This is a genomic window from Mesobacillus boroniphilus JCM 21738, from assembly GCF_000517385.1.
Taxonomy (GTDB): domain Bacteria; phylum Bacillota; class Bacilli; order Bacillales; family Cytobacillaceae; genus Mesobacillus; species Mesobacillus boroniphilus.
In genome coordinates, this window is record NZ_BAUW01000001.1 from 52561 (window position 1) to 76943 (window position 24383).

Annotated in this window: 21 protein-coding genes and 6 pseudogenes; 24 read left to right on the forward strand and 3 right to left on the reverse strand. The window is 41.8% G+C overall.

All coding sequences use genetic code 11. The annotated features are described in order from the left end of the window. Positions 1 to 85 precede the first annotated feature (85 nt). The gene (locus JCM21738_RS00320; RefSeq protein WP_023627507.1) at positions 86 to 718 is read left to right on the forward strand and encodes a CBS domain-containing protein; all 633 of its coding nucleotides are present in this window, start codon (positions 86 to 88) and stop codon (positions 716 to 718) included. Here JCM21738_RS00320 and JCM21738_RS23700 read toward each other — a convergent pair. Next, the gene (locus JCM21738_RS23700) at positions 666 to 962 is read right to left on the reverse strand and encodes a hypothetical protein (RefSeq protein WP_148296032.1); all 297 of its coding nucleotides are present in this window, start codon (positions 960 to 962) and stop codon (positions 666 to 668) included. The genes JCM21738_RS00320 and JCM21738_RS23700 overlap by 53 nt on opposite strands. Positions 963 to 1101: 139 nt before the next feature. On the opposite strand from JCM21738_RS23700, the gene JCM21738_RS00325 reads away from it, so the two are divergent. The 6 genes and pseudogenes from JCM21738_RS00325 (at position 1102) to JCM21738_RS00350 (ending at position 6641) form a co-directional block, all read left to right on the forward strand. Continuing rightward, positions 1102 to 1488 carry a hypothetical protein gene (locus JCM21738_RS00325; RefSeq protein WP_023627508.1) on the forward strand — a complete coding sequence of 129 codons (387 nt, stop codon included), beginning with the start codon at positions 1102 to 1104 and terminating at the stop codon, positions 1486 to 1488. A 23-nt stretch (positions 1489 to 1511) separates the two neighbouring features. Beyond that, the gene (locus tag JCM21738_RS00330; protein ID WP_023627509.1) at positions 1512 to 2300 is read left to right on the forward strand and encodes a metallophosphoesterase; all 789 of its coding nucleotides are present in this window, start codon (positions 1512 to 1514) and stop codon (positions 2298 to 2300) included. A 64-nt stretch (positions 2301 to 2364) separates the two neighbouring features. Further along, positions 2365 to 3274: pseudogene (locus JCM21738_RS00335) on the forward strand (MerR family transcriptional regulator). Between the two features lie 65 nt (positions 3275 to 3339). Further along, positions 3340 to 3924, forward strand: coding sequence for a genetic competence negative regulator (locus JCM21738_RS00340; RefSeq protein WP_023627511.1), 585 nt, complete (start codon positions 3340 to 3342; stop codon positions 3922 to 3924). 351 nt (positions 3925 to 4275) lie between these two features. Further along, complete coding sequence (locus tag JCM21738_RS00345) at positions 4276 to 5553, forward strand: Glu/Leu/Phe/Val family dehydrogenase (RefSeq protein WP_023627512.1); 1278 nt, start codon at positions 4276 to 4278, stop codon at positions 5551 to 5553. A gap of 122 nt (positions 5554 to 5675) precedes the next feature. Continuing rightward, a complete protein-coding gene (locus JCM21738_RS00350; protein WP_023627513.1) occupies positions 5676 to 6641 on the forward strand; it encodes a YpdA family putative bacillithiol disulfide reductase in 966 nt (321 codons plus the stop codon). A 616-nt stretch (positions 6642 to 7257) separates the two neighbouring features. On the opposite strand, the gene JCM21738_RS00355 is transcribed toward JCM21738_RS00350, so the two are convergent. Then, a complete protein-coding gene (locus tag JCM21738_RS00355; protein WP_023627514.1) occupies positions 7258 to 8229 on the reverse strand; it encodes an asparaginase in 972 nt (323 codons plus the stop codon). Positions 8230 to 8331: 102 nt separating this feature from the next. On the opposite strand from JCM21738_RS00355, the pseudogene prsW reads away from it, so the two are divergent. The 9 genes and pseudogenes from prsW to fni all read left to right on the forward strand — a co-directional run bounded on the left by prsW (position 8332) and on the right by fni (position 16194). Next, a pseudogene (gene prsW / locus JCM21738_RS00360) lies at positions 8332 to 9002 on the forward strand (glutamic-type intramembrane protease PrsW). A gap of 114 nt (positions 9003 to 9116) precedes the next feature. Beyond that, positions 9117 to 9895 (forward strand): annotated as a pseudogene (gene sleB, locus JCM21738_RS00365) (spore cortex-lytic enzyme). A 12-nt stretch (positions 9896 to 9907) separates the two neighbouring features. Continuing rightward, complete coding sequence (gene ypeB, locus JCM21738_RS00370; protein ID WP_023627517.1) at positions 9908 to 11257, forward strand: germination protein YpeB; 1350 nt, start codon at positions 9908 to 9910, stop codon at positions 11255 to 11257. 201 nt (positions 11258 to 11458) lie between these two features. Beyond that, entirely contained in the window at positions 11459 to 12118 is a 660-nt protein-coding gene (locus tag JCM21738_RS00375; RefSeq protein ID WP_023627518.1) for a flagellar brake protein, read from the forward strand. A 61-nt stretch (positions 12119 to 12179) separates the two neighbouring features. After that, on the forward strand, positions 12180 to 12362 hold the full coding sequence (locus JCM21738_RS00380) for a YpfB family protein (protein WP_023627519.1): 183 nt from the start codon (positions 12180 to 12182) through the stop codon (positions 12360 to 12362). 206 nt (positions 12363 to 12568) lie between these two features. After that, entirely contained in the window at positions 12569 to 13243 is a 675-nt protein-coding gene (gene cmk, locus JCM21738_RS00385) for a (d)CMP kinase (RefSeq protein ID WP_023627520.1), read from the forward strand. After that, entirely contained in the window at positions 13240 to 13782 is a 543-nt protein-coding gene (locus JCM21738_RS00390) for a lysophospholipid acyltransferase family protein (protein WP_243462821.1), read from the forward strand. Before cmk ends, JCM21738_RS00390 begins: the two co-directional genes overlap by 4 nt. Positions 13783 to 13983: 201 nt before the next feature. Then, positions 13984 to 15122: pseudogene (gene rpsA / locus JCM21738_RS00395) on the forward strand (30S ribosomal protein S1). Between the two features lie 12 nt (positions 15123 to 15134). Continuing rightward, positions 15135 to 16194, forward strand: a pseudogene (fni, locus tag JCM21738_RS00400) (type 2 isopentenyl-diphosphate Delta-isomerase). A 115-nt stretch (positions 16195 to 16309) separates the two neighbouring features. Here fni and JCM21738_RS22890 read toward each other — a convergent pair. Beyond that, positions 16310 to 16453 carry a YpzI family protein gene (locus JCM21738_RS22890; protein ID WP_023627524.1) on the reverse strand — a complete coding sequence of 48 codons (144 nt, stop codon included), beginning with the start codon at positions 16451 to 16453 and terminating at the stop codon, positions 16310 to 16312. A 209-nt stretch (positions 16454 to 16662) separates the two neighbouring features. Here JCM21738_RS22890 and JCM21738_RS00405 point away from each other — a divergent pair, with 209 nt between their 5' ends. The 8 genes and pseudogenes from JCM21738_RS00405 (at position 16663) to spoIVA (ending at position 23875) form a co-directional block, all read left to right on the forward strand. Continuing rightward, entirely contained in the window at positions 16663 to 17274 is a 612-nt protein-coding gene (locus tag JCM21738_RS00405; protein ID WP_023627525.1) for a YphA family membrane protein, read from the forward strand. Continuing rightward, positions 17271 to 18164, forward strand: a complete 894-nt coding sequence (locus tag JCM21738_RS00410) for a YIEGIA family protein (RefSeq protein ID WP_023627526.1) — start codon at positions 17271 to 17273, stop codon at positions 18162 to 18164. The genes JCM21738_RS00405 and JCM21738_RS00410 overlap by 4 nt, the downstream gene beginning before the upstream one ends. Further along, on the forward strand, positions 18161 to 18346 hold the full coding sequence (locus JCM21738_RS00415) for a capping complex subunit for YIEGIA (RefSeq protein ID WP_023627527.1): 186 nt from the start codon (positions 18161 to 18163) through the stop codon (positions 18344 to 18346). The genes JCM21738_RS00410 and JCM21738_RS00415 overlap by 4 nt, the downstream gene beginning before the upstream one ends. A gap of 200 nt (positions 18347 to 18546) precedes the next feature. Further along, on the forward strand, positions 18547 to 19857 hold the full coding sequence (gene der, locus JCM21738_RS00420; protein WP_023627528.1) for a ribosome biogenesis GTPase Der: 1311 nt from the start codon (positions 18547 to 18549) through the stop codon (positions 19855 to 19857). 18 nt (positions 19858 to 19875) lie between these two features. After that, the gene (locus JCM21738_RS00425) at positions 19876 to 20922 is read left to right on the forward strand and encodes an NAD(P)H-dependent glycerol-3-phosphate dehydrogenase (RefSeq protein WP_023627529.1); all 1047 of its coding nucleotides are present in this window, start codon (positions 19876 to 19878) and stop codon (positions 20920 to 20922) included. Between the two features lie 229 nt (positions 20923 to 21151). After that, positions 21152 to 21352: a DUF2768 domain-containing protein gene (locus JCM21738_RS00430; protein WP_023627530.1), complete on the forward strand. Its 201-nt coding sequence runs from the start codon at positions 21152 to 21154 to the stop codon at positions 21350 to 21352. Positions 21353 to 21380: 28 nt separating this feature from the next. After that, entirely contained in the window at positions 21381 to 22094 is a 714-nt protein-coding gene (locus JCM21738_RS00435; RefSeq protein ID WP_023627531.1) for a YphF family lipoprotein, read from the forward strand. Between the two features lie 304 nt (positions 22095 to 22398). Further along, positions 22399 to 23875: pseudogene (gene spoIVA / locus JCM21738_RS00440) on the forward strand (stage IV sporulation protein A). Positions 23876 to 24383 lie beyond the last annotated feature (508 nt).

A 24383-nucleotide genomic window follows, 5' to 3' on the forward strand; every position in this document is an offset into this window, starting at 1 on the left:
TAAATTTATCTGGGGGGCAGGGATTTTTATGAATCTGTAGAATTATATAAAGATATGGCAGTACTTTAAAATTGAGGTGAGTTGAATGTTTGTTAAAAGTATAATGATACCGAAGTACAAATGCGTTACTGTTCAACAGGATGAGACATTGCAAAGTGTGTTAGAAAAGTTGGATGACAATGAGATTGATGGAGTTCCGGCATTGGAAGGTGACAAATATGTAGGCGTCGTCACAAGACAAGGAATTCACCAGGAATTCTTCAATACCGGTGGACAGAAGGAAGAATTTCTGCAAAACAAATATGCGAAGGACATTTTGACTCTACAGGATCAAATTCTGCATGGCATTGAAGTTTTCGAAACAACATTAGTAAAATTGAAAGATATTCCGTTAATGGCGGTTATAGATGAGAATGGAAAATTCCAGGGAGCTGTAACCCGCTCAGATGCTCTGGATCAGTTCCAGAGTGCTTTTGGTGTCCATAAAGAGGGTGTCAGGATTGCGTTTACTTCTGTAGAAACGGAAGGCCGTATCGCAAGGCTGGCTGATATTGCTCACCAATTCCATGAACATATTATCTCGTTGGTTACTTTTGATGAGACAGACAAGCTCGTCCGCAGAATTGTCATGAAAATAGAAAAGAAAAACAACATTGACAAGTTTGTCAAGAAGCTGGAAGAGTCAGGATTCCGAATTCTTGATATTCATGAAGTTTGATTTTTTCAAAGAAAGGATAATCTTTTACTTCGAGAAATATCCAGCTCCAGCGCATAGCACCTCGAGACGTTTGTCTAGTGTCGCCTCCTAGAAACTCCGAAACTTCAACTCCGCCGGCAGAAGCAAAAAGCGCTTCTTTGTCGGAGTCTCCAGTTTCTGCGTTTCTGGACAGCCGGCTATACATTTCGATTTCGGTCCGCCCAATGAAGTCAAAGACTTCACTGGGCGGCCCTCCGAGGCACACGATGTGCTAGCCCCGCCAGCCACAGGACGTGGCGTTATAGGCGGGCAGCGTTTGTCGGGGCTCCCCAAGGCGCTTCCGCTTTTCTAATACGGAAATAAAGACAAGGGCCTTTCATACATTGTGTATGGGAGGTTTTTGTATGCTATGGAAATTTTTCAGGCTGGTCATTGGACTGGTTTGCGGTTATCTGTTTGTCGTGTCGCTATCAGCTATATTTCCGCTCTCCTCTAGGGAGGTCCTGGGCGAGATTATTTTAAATCCATTTGAGTTCCTTGCCGGAGCAGTGGCTCTTGTATTCGGAATGTATGCAATCGGAGGATTGATCAGGGATGGGGGAGTTGCTGTCATTAGTGCGTATAGAGGAAAGAAAAACTTATTATTTGATATTATTTTAGCAGTTACCTGTTTAGGTTCATTTTTTTTGCTATCACCCCTAGGAGCCTGGCAGACAGCAGTTTTTTTCGTTTTCTGCTTGCTTTATGGTATGATGTCATTTAGCTCACCAGAGGAAACAAATGAAAGCTAGATAAAGATTTGCGGGAGGCAGAAATGGAAGTTATTTATTTTATACTTGGAATGCTGCTGATTGGCAGCTTCCTTCTTCTATATATGTATCGCCAGGCTTTTACAGACAGAGTGATGAATCAAGAAATACGGTTGAAGGAATTTCCGGAGAGCTTTGGATCTGTCAAACTCTTTTTTATATCAGATATCCATAAGCGGATTATTCAAGATTCAGTAATCAACGAGGTGAAGGGAAAGGCCGACCTTGTGATTATTGGTGGGGATCTTGCGGAAAAAGGCGTTCCTTTAGAGAGGGTTTCTGCCAATTTAGAAAAATTGAAAACAATTGCCCCGGTTTTCTTCGTCTGGGGAAACAATGATTATGAATTCAATTCCCATGAACTCGACTCACTTCTTTACCACTTGGGTGTTAAAGTACTAGACAACACAGCGGTTAAATTTGAATCAAGTACTGGGGATGTAATGCATATTTTAGGCATTGATGATTTAAGCCTTGGTAAAAACAGGCTGGACCTGGCAATGCGTGATGCGGGTGAAGATGGATTCCGGATTCTCGTAAGCCATAACCCCGCCATCGTCAACACACTCAAGCCAGAACACAATATCAGCCTCGTTTTAAGCGGACATACACATGGGGGGCAAATCAGAATATTCGGGTTTGGGCCTTATGAATTAGGCGGCATTAAAATAAAGAATGGTGCAACGGTGCTTACCAGTAATGGATATGGCACTACTGGTGTGCCTCTTAGACTTGGAGCCAGAGCTGAGACCCATCTACTTACATTGGCTGCGGATTCCAAAATAGCAGATTGAGGTTTTACACAGATGCAGCAGCATGGCTATAATCGGTAGTACAGGTATTAACGGAGGTTTTAGGATGGGGAACGCCGCAGGAAAATATAATATTAAAGCAGTATCCAAAATGCTTGGTATTCAGCCGGGACACTTAGGGCTTGGGAGAGAAGATATCAGATGATTGCCCCTGTCAGAAATGAATCCGGTCATCGATTGTATACCGAGGAACATGTAGAAATTTTACGGTGGCTGATCTCGAAAATAAATCAAGGCTTCACTATCAGCCAGGCTGTGTCTTTGCTTGAAAACTCAGCTTTACCCATGGAAAAGGCTGAAGTGCTAGAAGGGACATGGTAGATGAGATTGGAGACAAGCTGTTGACTGCACTTCTTGAGTTCAATAGTTCCAAAGCTCATGAATTGATTAACCATGCCTTTAGTTTGTTTACCATTGACAAAACTGTTATTGATTTATTAGGCCCGATTTTGATTAAGGTGGGCGATTTGTGGGAAGAGGGAAGTATAACGACTGCACATGAGCATTTTGCTTCGTCATTTATACGTTCGAGAATTGAAGGATTATCAAATTCATTTCCGCACAATTCCTTCCTGCCAAAGTCAATTGCTGTATGCGGGCCCGGTGAAAGACATGAACTAGGTTTATTGATCTATACATTGTACCTTAGGCGAAAAGGATTTGAGGTAGTTTTCCTAGGCACAAGCCTTGCAGAGAATGATCTAGAGTTAGTGGTGGACAAGGTGAAACCCAAGTTCCTTTTCTTATCCTGCACAATCGATGAAAATAGAGAGGCAACTTTGAAGCTTGCCGATGAGCTTAAAAAAATCTATCCAGATCTTATTATTGGGCTTGGTGGTATAGCAATTGACTCCATGCCGTTAGAGCAGCAGGAAGAATACCAAGAGAACATTGTAGGCATGACAAGGGCGGATTGGGAAAAATGGTTGAAAAAGCGCATTGATCAATTTAAATAACTCACCAACCTGCGATATTTTCATAAACTAAAATAAGAGCTTTGTCGATGGCAGGGGGCATGATTATGCGCTTGGAACGATTAACCAACAATAAAATCAAGATATTCCTTACGATAGATGATTTATCCGACCGGGGATTGACCAAAGAGGATATATGGAAGGATTCGTTGAAGTGGCACCAGCTTTTTCATGATATGCTCGAGGAGGCCAGCGAGGAATTCGATTTGGAAATCATCGGTTCAGTTGCAGTGGAAATATTTTCATTGCACGCACAGGGGATGGTCATGATCGTCACAATGATCGAACAGGATGAAGACGAGGAGCAATTTGATGATGGGATTATAGAAATGCAGGTCACGGTCGATGGAAGCGAGGACATTTTGTTTGAATTCGAAAATATCGATGACGTGATCCAGCTGGCAAAAAGACTATTGGACGCCGGGATTGAGGGAGGCAGCCTGCATTTCATGAATGACCATTATTATTTGCTTATGAATGGTATATTGCCAGATGAAACCAGTAAGACAGTGTCATTGATGGCAGAATACGGAGTTCCGTCAATATTGAGCATCCACAGACTGCTCGAATATGGGAACGAGATTATGGAAGAACGTGCAGTCGAAAGCCTTGTCCATTATTTTATCAAATAATGGACGGCTTCGGCTTTTTTTATGGTACATGCTGTGTTTGAAAGGTGCTTGTGGATTTAGGTCTATTAGGCAAAAATATGCCTGATTTCTAAGGGTGGATATTTTGATAATTGTTATGGAGTTAACTTCAATTCTGACTCTTAAAATGCAGTTCTTGTACTGAAAAATGTCTTATTATTCAGTCAATTTATTATCAAGTCAATAATGATAAGGACTTGTATGGCAGCGTTTTCATTTAATAATCAAAAAATGCGGAAAACTGTTTTTTTCTTCTTGCATAAAATAACCAAAGGTGTATACTAATCCATGAAAGCAGACAACATCCGCAAAAGTGATTTAGGAGGTTTATCAATGGTAGCCGCAAACGGTAATGAAAATCCAAATATAGAAGACAAACATGACGTCTTACGATCTACACAGACTGTTATTCACAAGGCTTTGGAAAAACTCGGATACCCTGATGAGGTTTTTGAGCTTTTAAAGGAGCCGCTCAGGATGATGACAGTGAAAATTCCTGTCAGAATGGATGACGGATCTGTTAAAGTCTTTACTGGCTACCGGGCGCAGCACAATGATGCAGTGGGTCCAACAAAGGGAGGAATACGTTTCCATCCAAACGTAACGGAGAAAGAGGTAAAAGCCTTATCAATCTGGATGAGCTTGAAATGTGGCATTGTCGATCTGCCGTACGGCGGCGGAAAAGGCGGGATTGTTTGTGATCCTCGCGATATGTCATTCAGGGAACTGGAAAGATTGAGCCGAGGATATGTCCGTGCGATCAGCCAGATTGTAGGTCCAACAAAAGACATCCCGGCACCCGATGTTTTCACGAACTCGCAGATTATGGCTTGGATGATGGATGAATATAGCCGTATAGATGAATTTAACTCTCCAGGATTCATTACAGGCAAGCCGCTGGTACTCGGTGGTTCACATGGTCGTGAATCAGCAACAGCAAAAGGGGTTACGATTTGTATCCGCGAAGCTGCAAAGAAAAAGGGAATTGAGCTTGAAGGCGCAAGGGTGGTTGTCCAGGGATTCGGAAATGCCGGAAGCTACTTGGCCAAGTTCATGCATGATGCTGGTGCGAAGATCATCGGTATTTCAGATGCATACGGGGCGTTGCATAACCCAGATGGACTTGACGTCGATTACTTGCTTGATCGTCGTGACAGCTTTGGAACAGTAACCAAACTATTCAATAATACAATTACTAATAAAGAATTGTTGGAACTTGATTGTGAGATTCTTGTTCCAGCTGCGATAGAAAATCAGATTACCGAAGAAAATGCCCATAATATCAGGGCTGGTATCGTCGTTGAGGCTGCCAATGGGCCAACGACTTTGGAAGCAACAGAAATTCTGACCAAGCGCGGCATTCTGCTCGTGCCGGACGTCCTTGCCTCAGCTGGTGGAGTAACCGTTTCTTACTTTGAATGGGTACAGAACAACCAGGGGTACTATTGGACAGAAGAAGAAGTCGAAGACAAGCTTGAAAAAGTCATGGTGAAATCCTTTGACAGCATCTATGATACAGCCGAGACACGAAGAGTAGACATGCGTCTTGCTGCTTATATGGTCGGTGTCCGCAAAATGGCTGAAGCTAGCCGCTTCAGAGGCTGGATTTAACATTAGAAAAGGGTTCTCAATTGAATCTTGCGATGAAATCTCCTATCATTTAATGATGGGAGATTTTTTGTATTATGAATACGGTTTATATAGTATAGATCCATAAGGAGTGATTTTGCTACATGAATAAGGAAGATGTCATCATTGTCGGGGGCGGTCCATGTGGTCTTGCTGCCGCTATTGCTTTGAAGAAAAAGGGCTTGAATCCGCTTATAATCGAAAAAGGTAATATCGTCAATGCGATTTATAATTATCCAACCCACCAGACTTTTTTTAGCAGCAGTGAAAAGCTTGCGATTGGAGATGTACCCTTCATAACCGAGAACCTTAAGCCAAAGCGTAATCAGGCGCTGGTTTATTATCGGGAAGTCGTCAAGCGGGAAAAGCTTAGAATCAATAAATATGAAAAGGTGACGGAGGTTGAGAAACAGGGCGATAACTTTTTCAAGGTTTCCACGGATAAACAACAATACATCGCGAAAAACATCGTCATAGCAACTGGTTACTATGATCATCCGAATCTAATGGGAATACCGGGCGAAGAGTTAGCAAAGGTTTCCCACTATTTCAAAGAAGCCCATCCTTACTTTGATATGGACGTCGTGGTCATTGGCGGCAAAAACTCCAGTGTGGATGCTGCGATTGAACTGGAGAAGGCGGGGGCGCGAGTGACCGTTTTGTACCGGGGAGCTGAATATTCGCCAAGCATCAAACCGTGGGTGCTGCCGGAATTCGAAGCCCTTGTAAAAACAGGTTCTGTAAAAATGGTATTCAATGCAGAAGTAAAAGTGATCGAAAAGGATAATGTGGCATACGAGTATGAAGGGGAACTGGTGAAATTAAAGAATGATCATGTTTTTGCGATGACTGGATACCGGCCCGACCACGCCTTCCTTCAAAAAATGGGTGTGAAAATCGAGGCAGATACAGGACGGCCCCATTTTGACCCGGAAACAATGGAGACAAATGTGCCAGGCATTTTTATTGCAGGAGTAATCGCTGCAGGGAACAACGCAAATGAAATATTCATCGAAAACGGACGGTTCCATGGCGGTCAGATTGCAGAAGCGATCATAAGCCGATCTTAGAGTGAAAGTTGGAAAGCGGTGCCTGAATGGCACGCTTTGTTTACACAAAATGGAAAGGCTGTTTAATCCTTCTAAGGGCACAACTAGGAGCCTTTTTATGGCCCTTTTACAGCGATTCGGGATTCTAAATGAAGAAAAACATTTAGGAGAAAATCGTACCCTTATGCAAAGTTTTTGCTTGGTATAAGGATAAGGATAAGGATAAGATTAGGAAAGAATCGTACCCTTATGGAGACATTTCGCTTGGTATAAGGATACGATTAGGAGAAAATCGTACCCTTATGCAGAGTTTTAGCATGGTATAAGGATAAGATTAGGAGAGAATTGTACCCTTATGGAGAGCTTTCGCTTGTTATAAGGATACGATTAGGAGAAAATCGTACCCTTATGGAGAGCTTTCGCTTGGTATAAGGATACGATTAGGAGAAAATCGTACCCTTATGCAGAGTTTTAGCATGGTATAAGGATACATTTAGGAGTTAAATGTGCCCTTATGTATTTTATCCGATGTCCATAAGGGAACATTTCCTTTTTGAACACTGATAAAAAACCAAAGCGATGCCTGCACACATACAGGCACCGCTTTTTTCATATAGTATCCTGATTCCTTCATTTTTTAAAACATGAACATCTCGGCTATTTCATCCATCTGATCCGTTTTAGCAAGAGCTACTAGCAGTTTTATCCTTGCTTTCTGCCCGTTGAGGCCGTTTGAGAAGATGACGCCCAATTCCTTGAGGTGCTTACCTCCGCCTTCATAGCCGTATACATCCTGGACAATGCCGGCAAAACTCCTGGAAACAATGACGACCGGAATATTGTTTTTAATGAGGTCTTTAACACCCTCAAGTGCTGAGGGTGGAAGATTGCCTTGTCCAAGTGCTTCAATCACCACTCCATCAACTTTTAATTCTAGTAACGCTTTGAGGAGAGATGAATCCATTCCCGCATGCGCTTTGATCAGTGACACTTTCTTTTCGATGTCCTGAACAGGATAGTTTTCATGTTTCGTAGGAGTGTGGTGGAAAAGAACACCCCTTTTTGTCACAATGCCAATTGGGCCGTATTGCGGGCTTTGAAAGGTTGAGATATTGCTAGTATGCGTTTTGGTGACGTTCACTGCCGTGTGGATCTCGTCATTAAGGACAACAAGGACCCCCTTACCCTTTGCATCTGAGCTGGAAGCAACACTTATGGACGAAATTAAATTATAGAGTCCATCTGATCCGATCTCATTGCTAGACCGCATGGCGCCAGTAACGACGACCGGAAAGCTGGCCTGGCAGGTGAGGTCGAGGAAATATGCGGTCTCTTCAAGTGTATCTGTTCCATGAGTGATTACTGCTCCGTCAATGTTGCCCTTTTTATCATAATCCTCAAGGATGTATTTTAACTCCATCATCTCTTTTGGTGTTATATGTGGAGAGGGCAAATTGAACGGCTCTTCAACAACAAGGTCAGCGATGCTGGACAAAAGATCAGTTCCTTGTGTTAAAGGGTTATTCGCCCCTGGTTTTACTGCTCCATTTGTATCCTCGCTCATGGATATGGTACCGCCTGTATGAATCAATAAAATATTCTTCTTCAAAACTATTACCTCCGATAGACCATTGAGAAAGAATAATAATCCATTTTCTTTCTTCTTATTACATGATACGATTAATAAAACAAATTGAAAAGAGGACAGCATATGCTGGGAATAGTTACTGCTGGGGTAGCTCCGGGTCTGGCGCTGCTAAGTTATTTTTACTTAAGGGACCAATATGGGTCAGAGCCGCTTTCCATGGTGTTTAAAATGTTTATATTCGGTGCATTGCTTGTATTTCCGCTTATGTTCATTCAATATGTACTCTCTGTTGAGGGATTGTTCCAGGGTGATTTTACTAAAGCGTTCGGGACGGTTGGCCTTTTAGAAGAATTCTTTAAGTGGTTTATTCTTTATTACACGATTTTCCAGCATATTTCCTTCGATGAACCTTATGATGGAGTCATTTACAGTGTGGCTGTGTCCCTGGCTTTGCATCGGCTGAAAATATTTTTTATCTGCTTGCCAATGGACTTCAGGACGCACTGGGCAGGGCACTGTTGCCTGTTTCCAGCCATGCGCTCTTTGGAGTGATAATGGGTTACTATATAGGTAAGGCAAAGTTTTCCCCTGATGTGCATAAGAAGTGGATCGTACTTTCATTAATGTTGCCTGTCCTTTTGCATGGGATGTATGATTTTATCCTGATGACCAGGGAAGACTGGCTCGTGTTGATGATTCCGTTTATGATATTCCTTTGGTGGCTTGGTCTGCGAAAAGTAAAAAAAGCGAGAACATTGACACTGCAGCATATCGAAAAGCAATATCCAATCTGAAAAACTCTTCATTTTTAAAAAATGGAGAGTTTTTTTGTTTTCTGGAATAAAAGTCAACTCTTAACAAAAAATAGGAGTAATCTTTTATGTTCACATCTTTGGGGGTTGCATTCAATGAAGAATTATCGGTCTATCTTGAAGGTGATGGCCGCGCTGGCTTTGATCATGTCTTTTGTACAATTTAGCGAAGTCGATCAGAGGGCAGAGGCCTTTACGAGTCAGGTGCTGCAGCAGGGTTCGGTAGGTGAAGATGTAATTGAACTCCAATCACGCCTTAAGCACATTGGTTTTTATAATGGCAAAATCGATGGAGTATTCGGATGGGGTACCTATTGGGCTTTAAGGAATTTCCAATACGAATTCGGTTTAAAAATCGATGGAATTGCAGGCTGGCAAACAAAACTTAAGCTTGCGAAGGCAACGCCAAATGCAAAAATTGCCTGGGGCGGTGAAAAAACAGGCGGTGGCACAGCAAGTGGCGGCACTCAAAACAAGACAGCACCAAAACCAGCGGCTGCAACAAATACACCAAATGGGTTCTCGCAGAATGATATTCAGCTTATGGCTAATGCGGTCTATGGAGAAGCCAGGGGTGAACCGTATACCGGACAGGTAGCAGTTGCTGCGGTAATTTTGAATCGCTTGGACAGTGCCACATTCCCGAACACTATATCCGGGGTGATTTTCGAACCGAGGGCATTCACAGCAGTGCTGATGGCCAAATCTGGCTAACGCCAAATGAGACTGCAAAAAAAGCGGTCCTTGATGCCATCAATGGATGGGACCCTACTGGCAATGCTATGTACTATTTTAATCCTGATACAGCAACCAGCGCCTGGATTTGGTCACGACCGCAAATAAAAAAGATTGGAAAACATATTTTTTGTAAATAGGGGTGAGTTCAATTGCTAAGAGGAATAGCCATAGCAGTCCTGGTTGTAGGAATTGCCGGAACAGCATTCTGGGGTTATCAGGAGCACAGGGAAAAAACAGCAGTACTGATCAATGCGGAAAACAATTATCAAAGGGCTTTTCATGACTTGACATATCAAATTGATTTACTGAACGATAAAATTGGCACCACACTTGCGATGAACTCAAGGAGTTCATTATCGCCTCAACTTGCGGAAGTATGGAAGATCACTTCACAGGCCCATACTGATGTCGGCCAGCTTCCATTGACACTTTTGCCTTTCAATAAAACGGAAGAATTTTTAGCGAATATAGGGAATTTCAGTTATAAAGCAGCGATTCGCGATCTGGATAAAGAACCTTTAACAGAAAAAGAATATTCGACGCTAAAAACCCTGTATGAGCAATCTGGGGAAATTCAGCAGGATTTAAGGAAAGTTCAGCATATGGTACTGGAAAATAACCTTCGCTGGATGGATGTAGAGCTAGCTCTTGCGACTGAAAAGGGACAAACAGACAATACCATCATTGATGGGTTCAAGACTGTCGAAAAAACAGTAGAAAGCTATTCGGAAACAGATTTCGGGCCAGCACAGATTAACCTTCAGAAGAAGGACGAAAACTTTAAAAAGCTGCCTGGCGAAATGATATCAAAAGAAAAAGCGGTCCAGATTACCAAACAATATACCCCGGTCAAAGACGGCGGTAAAGTAAAAGTAACCGAAAACGGCAAAGGATCGGATTATGGTTTTTTCAGTGTCTCGATCCAAAATCCAGAATCAAAGCTGGAAGCGAGCATGGATATAACCAAAAAAGGCGGCTATCCAATCTGGTTCTTGCTTGATCGGGACGTGAAGAATCAAAAGCTTAGTCTCAATGATGCTTCTAATAAGGCAATTGCCTTTTTAAAGGATCACAATTTTGCAGACCTTGATCTCTTTGAAAGCGCTCAATATGATAACATTGGAGTTTTTACATTCGTAGGGACCCAGGACGGAGTAAGGATTTATCCAGATGCAATCAATATGAAAGTCGCATTGGATAACGGCGATGTGATCGGCTTTTCAGCAGAGGATTATTTGAAATCCCATAAAACAAGGGAAATCCCGCAAGCAGGCATTGACATAGAAGAGGCAAAAAAGAAAGTAAATCCGAACCTCAAAGTGATGGATGAGAAGAAAGCAATAATCATGAACGACCTGAATGAAGAGGTGTTATGTTATGAATTCACCGGAGTTCTAGACAATGATACCTTCAGGATTTATATCAATGCAGAAGACGGTACAGAAGAAAAAGTAGAAAAACTTCATAATGCTGAACCAGTATATGAAGATGTTGTTTAAGGGAAAGCCAAGCGTTTTCCCTGTTTTTTTGTATAAAGGCTGAAATACAGTTGAAAAATTTTGTAAAAATAATCCATTAAAGGACTATTGCACCAGATGAGTCCGCCATGTCATAATAAATATGAGAAAATATATAGAGAGGACAGTTTGCCAAACAAAAAATTAAAAACAGCATGACAGAATTGGGGAAGTGGATTAGCTATGATAAAAATCGGTGATAATATAATCCTTGAACATAAGTATTCTGACAGTTTTGAACAATATAAATGTAAACTGGTTGAGCAGAAAGGAAATGATTTGTATATTGATTATCCTGTAAACTTGAATACTAACAGAACAGTGTTCTTGCTCGAGGGTACACCTTTAAAAGCTAATTTTGTAACCGAATCAGGGTCTCATTATTATTTTGACACGGAGGTAAAAGGAAGAATCAAGCTTAACATCCCGATGGTGATTCTTTCATATCCAGGAAAGGAACGCCTCATCAAGGTCCAAAGAAGGCAATTTGTACGGGTGGAAACCTCTGTAGATGTTGCTGTATACTCTGGCAAGGGAGAATTCGCTCCATTTACTACAGTCACCGATGATATCAGTGCAGGAGGGACAGCATTGCTGATTGATAAAAACAGCAGTGTGAAGCAGGGGATGGAGATTGAGTGCTGGTTTGTCCTTCCAATGCAAAATAGGGAATATGAATACAGGAAGTTCCATGGTAAGGTAGTCAGGATCATCGACGGTTCAGGAGATATGAACAAAGCGTCTGTCCAGTTTTTTGACTCATCGGGCACAGACAGGCAGTTACTCCTAAGGTTCTGCTTCGAAAGACAACTTGATATGAAGAAAAAAGGACTTCCTGTCTAAAAGGAATAAATACCTGGAAATGCTCCAATACTAGAATAAAAGTTTTTAAGGAGCATTAAAGATGAAAACATTTGAAAGAATCTTAATCAAGATCGCTATCATTCAATTTATTTTTTTGGTTATTGCCCAAGTATTTTTCCATGAATTCAATGCTTTCCCTGAACTTAAACAGATTACTCAATACGAGGGTGTTACGGACAATAATCATTCAGAAGTCCTGAATTCATTCAGGAGAAAAGAGTAAGCAGGTGCTAAGCCTGCTTACTTTTTATGTGGCGGCTTTTATAAGGTTATTTAATATGCAGAAGCCCAAAAAACATTTAATGCCGAGGGTGCAGGCAAAGTTAAGAAAAGTGCCTCAAAAAAAGTGTTGAATGACGAGGATTAATAGATTTTTGTGTTAAAATAAGAGTATATCTAGGAACAACAAGTAGTGTACCAGGAGGAAATATGAATAGACGAATTTCAATTGCCATAGACGGTCCTGCAGCAGCAGGAAAAAGTACGGTTGCCAAAATTGCAGCCGAAAAACTGACTTATATTTACATCGATACAGGTGCGATGTACAGAGCACTTACATACAAGGCTTTGAATAAAGGAGCCAGCCTGGACAACGAAGCAGAGTTGATTGAAATCTTAAACAATACATCAATAGAGCTAATGCCTGGAAAATCAGGCCAAAAGGTTTTGCTTGATGGTATCGAGGTCACCAATGAGATTAGGAGTGCGGAAGTTACCAATCAAGTATCGTATGTAGCGGTGCATGAACTTGTCAGGAAAGAAATGGTCAAACGCCAGCAGCAGTTTGCTGTGGATGGCGGTGTAGTTATGGATGGAAGGGACATCGGCACTCATGTATTGCCGAATGCAGAGGTGAAGGTCTTTTTACTTGCAAGTGTTGAGGAAAGGGCACAGCGCCGACATGCAGAGAATATCCAGAAAGGCTTCCCATCTGATCTGGATAAACTGAAAGAAGAGATTGCCGCGCGTGACAAAATTGATTCGGAGCGTGAAGTAGCTCCTTTGAAAAAGGCAGATGATGCTATTGAAATTGATACAACATCTATGTCGATTACAGATGTAGTAGAGAAAATCATGGGTTTGGCGCTTGAAAGGATCGGATGAAATTGACGGTTTATTCGTTTGCAAGGTCTTTAGTAAATACAGTGTTAAAACCAATCTATCGGATTGAAGTGATTGGCAGAGAAAATATGCCTGCAGATAGCGGTGTGCTTTTATGTGCCAATCATATTGATAATCTGGATCCTCCGGTTGTCGGGATCACCGCACCCCGTCCCGTCCATTTCATGGCGAAGGAGGAGCTTTTCTCTATACCTGTACTTGGGAAAATTGTTCCTCACCTAAATGCTTTCCCTGTCAAAAGAGGTATGAGCGACAGGGAAGCTTTAAGGAAAGGCCTCGGAATTTTAAAGGATGGAAAGGTTTTAGGATTGTTTCCAGAGGGAACAAGAAGCAAGACAGGTGAAATGGGTAAGGGACTTGCAGGGGCAGGCTTCTTTGCGCTCAGGTCTGATGCTCATGTCGTTCCATGCGCAATCATCGGTCCATACAAAGCATTCAAGAAATTGAAGGTGGTATATGGAAAGCCTATCGATATGGTATCAATCAAGGAAAAAAAAGTTAAATGCAGAACAGACAACTGACTTGATCATGAGTGAAATCCAGGAACTTATTAACAAATATAAGTAATGTTTCTTGCTTGACAAAAATGTCTGTTTGTAAGAAGTTATTAAGAAGAGATATTATTAGAATTTTCACTTAGTGGCTAATTAATGTGTTTTTTTACGTGGCATTTCGCCACAAAGCATATATTTGCAGCAGTCATGGATTAAGGAGGAGTACATATGTCAGAAGATATGAATCAAATCGAAGTAAAAAACTTTGAGGCTGGCGACCGTGTCAAAGGCAGGTAACAAAAGTGGAAGAAAAGCAAGTTTTAGTAGATATCGAAGGAAGCAAGCTCGATGGCATCATCCCGATTAGTGAACTATCAAGCCTTCATGTTGAAAAAGCTGAAGATGCAGTATCTGTCGGTGATGAGCTGGAGCTTGAAGTTCAAAAGGTTGAGGAAGAAGCTTTAATTCTCTCAAAGAGAAAAGTAGATGCTGTAAAAGCCTGGGAAGAACTAAAAGGCAAGTTTGAAAGCGGAGAAGTTTTCGAGGCAGAAGTAAAAGACGTCGTTAAGGGCGGCCTGGTAATTGACCTTGGCGTTCGCGGCTTTGTTCCGGCATCTCTAGTAGAATCCCATTTTGTGGAAGACTTCTCTGATTACAAAGGGAAAACACTCAGCTTCAAAATCGTGGAGCTTGACAAGGAGAAGAACCGCCTGATCCTTTCACACCGCGCTGTCGTGGAAGAAGAGCAAGGCAAGAAGAAGCAAGACTTGCTTGCGGCTATCCAATCTGGACAGGTTATTGAAGGTACAGTACAAAGAATCACAGACTTTGGCGCGTTCGTGGATATCGGTGGAGTTGATGGCCTTGTCCATATTTCACAGCTTTCCCATGAGCATGTTGAAAAGCCATCTGATGTTGTTCAGGAAGGCCAGCAGGTTCAAGTGAAAGTATTGAGCGTTGACCGAGACAATGAGCGTATATCACTTTCTATCAAAGAAACACTTCCTGGACCATGGGCAGACATTAATGAGAAGGCTTCAAAGGGCAGCACTTTAGAAGGCACTGTGAAACGTTTAGTTTCTTATGGTGCGTTTGTTGAAGTGTTCCCTGGGGTTGAAGGCCTTGTCCATATTTCACAAATTTCTCATAAGCATATCGGCACACCGCATGAAGTCCTTCAGGAAGGGCAGACTGTAAAAGTAAAGGTGCTTGACGTTAACAAGGAAGACCAAAGACTTTCCCTTAGCATGAAAGAGTTTGAGGAAAGAGGAAGCGGTGAAGCATTTGACTATGAACTTCCTGAAGAAACAAAAGGTTTCAGCTTAGGTGATATGATCGGAGACAAGCTTAAGAATCTTAAACAGTAATGGTGATAAATAGTGTCAAGATCAAAACGTAAATGGGACCATATACAATATGCCCTCGAAACAGGCCAGAATCGGCTAACCGGTTTTGACGATATTAAGTTTGTAAATCAAAGCCTGCCTGGATCAAATTTTGATTCAGTAAAATTGGAAACTAAAATTGGCGAACTTTCTTTAAGTTCGCCAATATTTATAAATGCAATGACAGGCGGCGGCGGAGAGAGAACTTGCCGTATAAACCGTGAATTGGCTGTGGCGGCAAGAGAGACAGGATCTGCGATTGCTGTTGGATCTCAAATGGCTGCACTGAAGGATACAGACGAACGAAAAAGTTATGAAATAGTCAGGGAAATGCATCCTGACGGTATTATCCTTGCCAATCTGGGCAGTGAGGCAACTGTTGGACAGGCAAAGGCCGCAATCGATATGATCCAGGCGGATGCACTGCAAATTCATTTGAATGTAGTACAGGAATTGACCATGCCTGAGGGAGACAGGGATTTTGAAGGCGCGTTAGAAAGAATTGCTGAAATCCAACAAAGTATCGGAATCCCGATATTTGTAAAAGAGGTTGGGTTTGGCATAAGTGCCGAGACTGCAGCCGAGCTCTTCTCTTCAGGGATACGCTATATTGATATTGGCGGATTTGGAGGTACCAATTTTGCGGAAATTGAAAATAAACGAAGAAATCGTTTGTTAACGTTTTTCGAGGATTTGGGGTATTCCGACTGCAGCCTCCATAATCGAAACAAAATCTTCATCACCGGAACTTTCCGTAATTGCTTCAGGTGGAATACAGACTAGCCTTGATATTGTTAAAGCACTTGCATTAGGTGCCGATGGTGCCGCAATGGCTGGTTACTTGCTAAAGACCTTGATGGAAAATGGGACTGAAGATCTAATCAAGGAAATCCATCTGCTAAAAGATGAAATTACTGTTATTATGACAGCACTAGGTGTACATACGATTGAGGAACTCAAAAACGTACCCATGGTCATTTCAGGAGATACGCATCATTGGCTCGAACAAAGAGGCATAGATACGAAGGCTTTTGCTAGAAGGAAGGAAAATTGATCTAAGAATAAAAACAGAAGGGCCCCCTGCAAGAGCAGGGGGCCCTTCTGCTTGTTTGTTCATGATAACGTAACATAATGGTCAGCAAGTCATTACCTGTCCAGTGGCCTCGCTTTTAGCTATACTTGCCGTCATTTAAGGAACGAGCTTCTTCGGGGCTTTGCATTTTAGCAGATCCTGGGTAGTGCAGTGCCTGGTCACGGTCAGACTCCACTCTTCCGCTCTTCTTAAGCTTTTTTTCCTGTCTGTCTTTGCCCATACCATTACCTCCTGGTCATTAAAATAAAAGCCTTACAGAGATTTGTCAGTGTAATCGGGTCTATTCCTATGAATTGCCCCAATCTAAAACTGTTTTTCAGCTGTAATAAATGTACTGCTTTTCTTAACATGGAACAGCTAAAAAACTTTATGCAAAAAAGATTAAATTACATAAGCGATTACCATAATGGAAATGATAGGAGGGGTTGAATGGAAGGGTTGTACTTTTATTGGCTGGCATGGATAGGATGGGTTTGGACTACTTTCTTCATGAATAAATATAATCCGCTTCGGTTGAAATGGACTGTTATGTTGCTTGCCGTCATTTTTGCGGCGCCATTTACAGTTGATGTTCTTATTTTTGAGCTTCACCTATCTGCTTTTGCGATTGCCATTTTTATTTTTTTGGAAACAAGGCGTAAAAAGACAGGTTCATTTTTATATTTATTTTTATCTGCATTTATTATCATGCTTGCCTACACTAGTTTTTTAATGTTCGAATTATTCGACCCGGTATGGGTGTTATTCGATCGGAAAATTATGCTTGGAGCAGCAGGTTTTTATCTGGCAGTCCTGTTACATAAAGATCGATATGATCGTATATTGGCGTTGATTTCAGGTTTTTTGCAGGGTGATATATTCTATTCTGCGATTCTGTGGAAATTTAACTTTCCCTATGCTGCTGCATCCATGGTTTTTATGGACATATTATTCATATCTCTGGGACTGCTTCTTGTCTGGTCAGCTATTGAAACGATGATTGCAGTCATGTCGGGAAGTACAATAAACCAAGTCGAAGGGGAGGAACAAAAGACTTCATGAATGAATACACGTTACCAATCGTATTCGGAATTGCAATAGGAACGTTATCGAGACTCTTTATGCTGAGAACCGATTATCGTCAGTATCCAACGTATTTGCATGGGAAAATCATTCATGTAGCTCTCGGGTTCATTGCGGCGGGACTTGGCACGGTTGCAGGCCCAGCAATCATGGAAGAGGAATTCACAGCGATTACCTTCTTGACCCTTGCTGCGTCACAATTCAGGGAAGTCAGGAATATGGAGCGGAATACGCTTACCGAACTCGATAGCTATGAACTCGTTTCCCGGGGAAAGACCTATATTGAGGGAATTGCGATTGCTTTTGAGAGCCGCAATTATCTTGTGATTTTCACCTCGCTTGTCAGCACGCTCGCATATTTGATTTTTAACATATGGGCTGGATTCATTGCCGCGATCATCGCGGTGCTTATTTCCCATAAGCTTATGTCAGGCGGAAAGCTGAAGGATATTGTTGAAATTGAATACATGGAACCAAGGTTTGATGGCGCGGGCCTATATGTTGATAATATTTATATTATGAATATTGGTCTTCCTGAAAGGCAGAAAGAGGTACTGCGTTATGGTATGGGTTTCATTTTAAAACCGAAAAACATGAATGCCCGTTCCACAATTGCGAACTTGGGACAAAGACAGGCAGTGCTGCATGATTTGTCAACCGCGCTTGGAGTTTATCGTGATTCAGGAACACCTGCACTTGTACCTCTGGCCAAAAGAGATCTGGACGATGGCAGAGTAGGGGTGTTCGTGCTGCCTCAGGAACGGGATATCGAGCGCGCGATAACAGTGATTGGTGATGTGCCAACGCTTGAAAACGCCATCAGGATGCCTTCTGAAAAAAAGAGCAATGAAGGGAGTGGGGCTCAATGATGCTTGAGAAATTCGTCCTTGCGGCCATCACAACGAACCCTAAAAAAATGCCATCCGGAACCGCTGTTTTTCATTGCGATTCAAAGGAAGAAATGGAGAAGGTTGCTGCCAACCTCGAAGCCATCCTGGATGGAATCGCTCATGCCCTCACGGAGGAACTTTATATTATCGTAAAACACTGACAAGAAATGTTTTTATTGCCTGTTTAAAGCATCTTTTGATAAACTGATTAAGCCAGACCCTTCTGTATATCAAGAAGGGTTTATTTTATAAGTGTCTTCAAGGCATTAAATTAATAATGAGAACTATAGAATTTTGAGTTTGAAATTGTTATGGCTCAGGTCATTGACCTGCACAATAGAATTTTGAAAGGGTGATGTTCATGACGAAACCAGTGGTAGCTATCGTTGGGCGTCCGAATGTCGGCAAGTCTACGATTTTTAACCGAATCGTTGGTGAACGTATTTCGATCGTTGAAGATATTCCTGGAGTAACGAGGGATCGTATATACAGTTCAGCTGAATGGCTGACACATGATTTTAATATTATTGATACTGGCGGGATTGATTTAGGGGACGAGCCGTTTTTGGATCAAATCCGCCAGCAGGCAGAAATTGCGATTGATGAGGCAGATGTTATCATTTTTCTTGTGAATGGCAGGGAGGGAGTAACATCTGCGGATGAAGAAGTGGCCAGAATCCTTTATCGTTCCAACAAGCCAGTTGTCCTCGCAGTCAATAAAATTGACAACCCGGAAATGAGAGACATGATTTACGACTTTTATGCTCTGGGATTTGGAGAACCTTTCCCGATTTCAGGCTCCCATGGGCTGGGTTTAGGTGATTTGCTGGATGAAGCGGCAAAGTATTTTCCAAAGTATAAGGAAGACGAGTATGATAAAGATGCGATCAAATTTTCATTGATTGGCCGGCCAAATGTAGGGAAATCTTCTTTGGTCAATGCGATTATTGGAGAAGACCGTGTTATTGTCAGTGATATCGCGGGTACAACTCGAGACGCGATTGACTCGCAAGTAACCTACGATGGGCAAAAGTATGTCATTATTGATACCGCGGGTATGCGCAAAAAAGGAAAAGTGTATGAAACGACTGAAAAATACAGTGTTTTAAGGGCTTTAAGGGCGATCGAACGCTCCGATGTTGTCCTTATTGTGATTAATGCCGAAGAAGGTATTATCGAACAGGATAAGCACATCGCCGGCTATGCCGAGGAAGCAGGCCGCGCAGTTATCATTGTTGTAAACAAATGGGATGCAATTGAAAAAGATGAAAAGACAATGAAGGAGTTTGAGGAGAAAATCCGTGCTCACTTCCAATTCCTGAGCTATGCACCAATTGTTTTCTTATCGGCAAAAACAAAGAAACGGATCCACACATTGATGCCGATGATTGATATGGCAAGTGAAAACCATGCAATGAGGGTGCAGACCAATATCCTGAATGAAGTCATCATGGACGCTGTTGCGATGAATCCGACACCAACAGACAAAGGGAAGAGACTTAAAATTTATTATGCTACACAGGTATCGGTAAAACCGCCTACTTTTGTTGTCTTTGTCAACGAACCTGAATTAATGCATTTTTCTTATGAGCGATTCCTTGAAAACAGGATCAGGGATGCCTTTGATTTCACAGGCACTCCTATCAAGATTTTCGCGAGACAAAGAAAATAATATAAAGGTTGTGATTTAATGGAAAGGAAGAGTGAGAAAATAGCTGTTCTTGGTGCTGGAAGCTGGGGAACGGCTTTGGCTATGGTCCTCGCTGACAATGGTCATGAAGTTCGTCTTTGGGGGCACAATCCAGTGCAAATCGATGAAATCAACCATCACCATACCAATAAGAAATACCTTCCTGAAATTTCTCTGCCTGCAACCATCATTGGGTATTCTTCACTTCAGGAGGCACTGGCAGGGATCAAAACAGTAATTTTGGCTCTCCCTACTAAAGCAATCCGTGAAGTAATCCGAAAGATGACTGAGATTACTTCTGAATCCTTGGTAATTGTCCACGTCAGCAAAGGGATCGAACCGGACTCCTTGCTTCGCATTTCTGAAATGATTGAAGAAGAAATGCTTGAGGGCTTATTAGAAAGCGTTGTAGTCTTATCCGGTCCAAGCCATGCCGAAGAGGTGAGCTTGCGCCATCCGACGACTGTTACTGTTTCCTCGAAAAATATGGAAGAAGCCGAAAAAATCCAGGATTTGTTTATCAACAATAACTTTAGAGTATACACAAATCCGGATTTAATCGGTGTGGAAATTGGAGGGGCACTTAAGAATATAATTGCTCTTGCAGCCGGGATTTCAGATGGATTAGGTTACGGAGATAATGCCAAGGCTGCTTTGATTACCAGGGGACTCGCTGAAATAGCCCGGCTTGGTGTCAAAATGGGCGCCCGCCCATTAACTTTTTCAGGATTGACAGGGATAGGGGATTTGATTGTCACTTGTACGAGCGTCCATTCCAGGAACTGGCGGGCTGGAAATCTGCTTGGCAAGGGCCATAACCTTGATGAGGTCCTTGAGAACATGGGGATGGTCGTAGAAGGTGTAAGGACGACGAAGGCGGCATACCAGCTCGCTGAAAAATATGCAGTCAATATGCCGATTACTAATGCGCTATATAATATCCTTTTCAATGACATCAATCCGAAGGACGCTGTTGATGGGTTGATGTCCCGAGAAAAAACCCACGAGATGGAAGACCTGGCTGACATCCTCGGAGGTAAAATCTAAGTTAAAAATTTTCTGATGAATAATATTGCCAATATAGGCATTCGAGGATGCGATTTCTGCACCGCTTGCATAAGATGCAACGAAGCAAACTGGTGGTTTGAACTGGGTGTTAGGGTATTTAGTCATGTAGGCTGAGGTAAAGTTGTCCGCCCCTTCTTTACTTCAGCTTTTTTGCTTCCATAATTGCTTCATATGATATAATACTTCTCGGAAAAGGGAGGGGTTTATTTTGTCACCTGCATTATTGAAAATGTATATTTCTTTTGTTGGCATGGGCAGTATGATTCTGTCTTTGTTTGCCATCTATTTAAGCCGTTATAAGTTAAAAGGTTTCTTCAAAATTGCAACGGCGATCATCGCCTATGTGTTGATGATCTTGGCAGGGCTGATAATCTTTTTTGTTGTTTTCAGCGGTCCGACGAGCGAATAAAATACATAGGATTAAAGGGTTGGGATCAATGAACAAAATCCGTCTTTTTATGCCAGTCATCCTGGTATTACTCACATTAACTGGCTGTATATATCCGGAAGAAAAACTTGTACAGAATCAGGTTCCCTATAAGGACCAGCTTGATAGTGTCCAGTCTGCTGTAGACCAGTACAAGGATGCAAATGGCGGCTTGCTGCCAATCAAGACAAAGGATTTAGAGACACCGATTTATCAAAAGTATCCAATAGATTTCAAAAAAATCGTTCCAAGATTTATTGCTGAGGCACCAGGTAACGCATATGAAAATGGAGGCTTGTTTCAATATGTCCTTGTAGATGCTGAAACAGATCCAACAGTGAAGCTCCTCGATTTGAGAATGGCAGAGACAATCCGTGAGATAAAAATGAGAATCAATGCATCTGGATATCCACCTTTTAAGGAACAGATCGCAGAAAATGTGTATACTCTTGATTTTAAAAAGATTGGCTATAAAGAAGAGCCTGTCGTTGTAAGCCCATTTACAAACCAGAACCTGCATTTTATCATTTCGACTGATGGCGAAATTTATGTAGATTACCGGAGTGACCTTTACCAGGCTATTAAATCGTCAAAGAAAGAGCTGGCAAAGGGTGAGGATATCCGAGACATTCTCGTAGATAATTCCATGTTCGTACCAGCATACTCTTTGCCATATACGATTGATAAAGAGACCAATGAACCGGTCTTTTTAATAAAGGAATAAGATAGGAAGTTCACAGCTCTACGATTGTATGGGCGAACTATGAGCTTTGGCATTTCTAATAAATTTGTCATAACCCTGTTTCTGCAAAATATATTGTAGAAGTAGGGTTTTTTTGTCTTTAAAAAGATATCGATTGTTCTCATAAATGGGAATTGAGGGAGTCTTTTTTGAAATTAAAATTAAGGGGGTAAAAAAATAAAAAATTGTCATATTGATATAGGACAACATCATAAATATATACTGTCCCAGATTATTAATTTGGATGAATTTATTCCCACTAACTCTATGATCGGGAGGGGATCACTTGGAAAAGGTAGATATTTTTAAGGATATTGCCGAGAGGACTGGCGGTGATATTTACCTGGGGGTTGTAGGTGCGGTCCGCACTGGAAAATCCACTTTTATCAAAAAATTTATGGAGCTGGTGGTTTTACCTAATATCAATAACGAGGCTGAAAGGGCCAGAGCTCTTGATGAGCTTCCACAGAGTGCAGCAGGTAAAACAATCATGACCACTGAACCGAAATTCGTGCCTAACCAGGCAGCATCTGTGCACGTTGATGATGGTCTGGATGTAAATATCAGGCTCGTAGATTGCGTAGGGTACACAGTGCCGGGAGCGAAGGGTTATGAGGATGAGAATGGGCCAAGGATGATCAATACGCCTTGGTATGAAGAACCAATCCCTTTTCATGAAGCAGCTGAAATTGGAACAAGGAAGGTTATTCAGGAACATTCTACCCTCGGTGTCGTCATTACGACTGATGGGACAATTGGGGAGATCCCAAGACAAGATTATATTGAGGCAGAGGAAAGAGTAATTGAGGAACTAAAGGAAGTCGCAAGCCGTTCATTATGGTAATCAACAGCGCCCAGCCGTATCACCCAAATACGGAAACTCTTCGTTCCCAATTGGCTGATAAATATGATATTCTGTGCTTGCGATGAGTGTCGAAAGCATGCGGGAATCAGATGTTCTCAACGTTATGAGGGAAGCACTTTACGAATTCCCTGTCTTAGAAGTGAACGTCAATCTGCCAAGCTGGGTAATGGTGCTCCGCGAAAACCACTGGTTGCGTGAGAGCTATCAGGAAGCTGTCAAGGAGACTGTGAAGGACATTAAGAGGCTGCGTGATGTAGACAGGGTTGTCCATCAATTCAGCGATTTTGAGTACATCGATAGGGCTGGTCTGGCGGGTATTGAAATGGGCCAGGGTATAGCTGAAATCGACCTGTTTGCTCCGGATGATCTTTATGACGAGATTCTTAAAGAAATTGTAGGCGTAGAGATCCGTGGCAAGGATCACTTGCTTGAGCTGATGCAGGAGTTTGCATATGCAAAAACAGAGTTTGACCAGATTTCTGATGCGCTTAAAATGGTTAAGCAGACGGGATATGGCATTGCTTCACCTTCACTGACGGACATGAGCCTGGAAGAGCCAGAAATTATCCGCCAGGGAGCACGCTTCGGTGTTCGATTAAGAGCCGTAGCCCCTTCAATCCATATGATCAAGGTGGACGTAGAATCCGAATTCTCACCAATAATTGGTACTGAGAAACAAAGTGAAGAGCTCGTCCGCTACTTGATGCAGGATTTTGAAGATGATCCGCTGTCAATCTGGAATTCTGATATCTTTGGAAGAAGCTTAAGCTCGATTGTCAGAGAAGGAATTTCGGCAAAATTGAGCCTGATGCCAGAAAATGCACGATATAAATTAAAAGAGACGCTGGAAAGAATCATCAACGAAGGTTCCGGTGGACTAATAGCAATCATATTATAATTTGGACTCCTTTTGGGAGTCTTTTTGTTTTGTCTGATAAAGACATTCACTCTATCTAGTTATTTACAAGTAACTTTGGACCAAAATTAATCTTCTAATATAACTTCCTGTCAGTGAATTATGAGTAAAGACCTTGTTGGCTGCTTGCGGAATTAGGAGAAAAGGCATAAAATTCATTATTGTATGTTTGATACAGCCTATTACGGGTAATAAATGAGGGTCAACATATTACAATTATGTTTCAAAGAAGAAAAGATTCCCATTATTTCTTGAAATTATCTTGATAAGAGTAAAACATTATGATAATCTTTTAACAGAATTAGCGTTGTAGCTTACAAACCCTTATATATCAGGGTTTCAAGCAATTTATGGTTTCTTTATCATAGTTTTTTTAAAACTTTGATAATAAAATCTTCCAGCAACGTATAGAATTCATATGTTTTGTTTAGAAATGTAGTAAGGTGCTTAATTTCTGAGCAATGGGATTTCTTTGGGAGGAGGTGAATGG

Coding starts and splice junctions, on each gene's coding strand:
- JCM21738_RS00320 (WP_023627507.1), top strand. CDS start 86: ATGTTTGTTAAAAGTATAATGATACCGAAGTACAAATGCGTTACTGTT.
- JCM21738_RS00325 (WP_023627508.1), top strand. CDS start 1,102: ATGCTATGGAAATTTTTCAGGCTGGTCATTGGACTGGTTTGCGGTTAT.
- JCM21738_RS00330 (WP_023627509.1), top strand. CDS start 1,512: ATGGAAGTTATTTATTTTATACTTGGAATGCTGCTGATTGGCAGCTTC.
- JCM21738_RS00340 (WP_023627511.1), top strand. CDS start 3,340: ATGCGCTTGGAACGATTAACCAACAATAAAATCAAGATATTCCTTACG.
- JCM21738_RS00345 (WP_023627512.1), top strand. CDS start 4,276: ATGGTAGCCGCAAACGGTAATGAAAATCCAAATATAGAAGACAAACAT.
- JCM21738_RS00350 (WP_023627513.1), top strand. CDS start 5,676: ATGAATAAGGAAGATGTCATCATTGTCGGGGGCGGTCCATGTGGTCTT.
- JCM21738_RS00375 (WP_023627518.1), top strand. CDS start 11,459: ATGATAAAAATCGGTGATAATATAATCCTTGAACATAAGTATTCTGAC.
- JCM21738_RS00380 (WP_023627519.1), top strand. CDS start 12,180: ATGAAAACATTTGAAAGAATCTTAATCAAGATCGCTATCATTCAATTT.
- cmk (WP_023627520.1), top strand. CDS start 12,569: ATGAATAGACGAATTTCAATTGCCATAGACGGTCCTGCAGCAGCAGGA.
- JCM21738_RS00390 (WP_243462821.1), top strand. CDS start 13,240: ATGAAATTGACGGTTTATTCGTTTGCAAGGTCTTTAGTAAATACAGTG.
- JCM21738_RS22890 (WP_023627524.1), bottom strand. CDS start 16,453: ATGGGCAAAGACAGACAGGAAAAAAAGCTTAAGAAGAGCGGAAGAGTG.
- JCM21738_RS00405 (WP_023627525.1), top strand. CDS start 16,663: ATGGAAGGGTTGTACTTTTATTGGCTGGCATGGATAGGATGGGTTTGG.
- JCM21738_RS00410 (WP_023627526.1), top strand. CDS start 17,271: ATGAATGAATACACGTTACCAATCGTATTCGGAATTGCAATAGGAACG.
- JCM21738_RS00415 (WP_023627527.1), top strand. CDS start 18,161: ATGATGCTTGAGAAATTCGTCCTTGCGGCCATCACAACGAACCCTAAA.
- der (WP_023627528.1), top strand. CDS start 18,547: ATGACGAAACCAGTGGTAGCTATCGTTGGGCGTCCGAATGTCGGCAAG.
- JCM21738_RS00425 (WP_023627529.1), top strand. CDS start 19,876: ATGGAAAGGAAGAGTGAGAAAATAGCTGTTCTTGGTGCTGGAAGCTGG.
- JCM21738_RS00435 (WP_023627531.1), top strand. CDS start 21,381: ATGAACAAAATCCGTCTTTTTATGCCAGTCATCCTGGTATTACTCACA.